The 777-nt window shown below is 63.8% G+C and carries 1 protein-coding gene; it reads right to left on the reverse strand.

The annotated features are described in order from the left end of the window. On the reverse strand, positions 1–689 hold a 689-nt coding region (locus P9236_RS30655; protein WP_278052568.1), incomplete at its 3' end, for an IS481 family transposase. Positions 690–777 lie beyond the last annotated feature (88 nt).

The raw sequence follows: 777 nt of genomic DNA on the forward strand, positions 1-777 counted from the left end.
TTGGCGAAGGCCTTTGATCTGTAGCAGGAGCCGTTGTCGGTCATGACGCGGGCTATCGTGACGCCGAGGCTGGCGTAATAGGCGACCGCGGCCTTGAGGAAGGCGATGGCGCACTCCTTTTTCTCGTCGGGCAGGATTTGCGAGAAGGCGATGCGGGACGCGTCGTCGATGCAGACATGGACGAACTCCCAGCCGGCGCCGCGCGACTTGCCCTTTTGCGGATCGCCGGTGATACGATGGCCGACTTGGCTGAAGCGGCCGAGCTTCTTGATGTCGATATGGATCATCTCGCCGGGATGCTCCCGCTCGTAGCGCCGGACCGGTTCGGCCGGCTCGATATCCCTGAGCCGCGACAGCCCGGCACGCTTGAGAACCCGGCTGACGGTGGCGGGCGAGACGCCGACCTCATGGGCGATGTGCTTGCCGGTCAGCCGCTGGCGACGCAAGGCTGCGATGCGCTCGGCCACGGACTGTTCGGTCAGGCTCGGCATGACGGTGGGCCGCGACGAGCGGTCGACCATGCCGGCCCGCCCTTTGGTCTTATAGCGCTCGACCCAGCGCGCCACGATCTTGGCCGACACGCCATAGACGCGCGCCGCATGGGCTTTGGAAAAAGCGCCTTCTATCACCGATAACGCCATCTCCTCTCGACGCAGCGGTGTGAGACGGGCATTCTTGTGGATGTTCATTCGGACCCTCCGATGGATGCTGAAGCGTGGTAACTCCAGTCTCCTCGGTCCGGTCCGAATGGACAACCTCTCGAAAGCTCACACCTAG

Source organism: Mesorhizobium sp. WSM4884 (genome assembly GCF_029625675.1).
Lineage (GTDB): Bacteria > Pseudomonadota > Alphaproteobacteria > Rhizobiales > Rhizobiaceae > Mesorhizobium.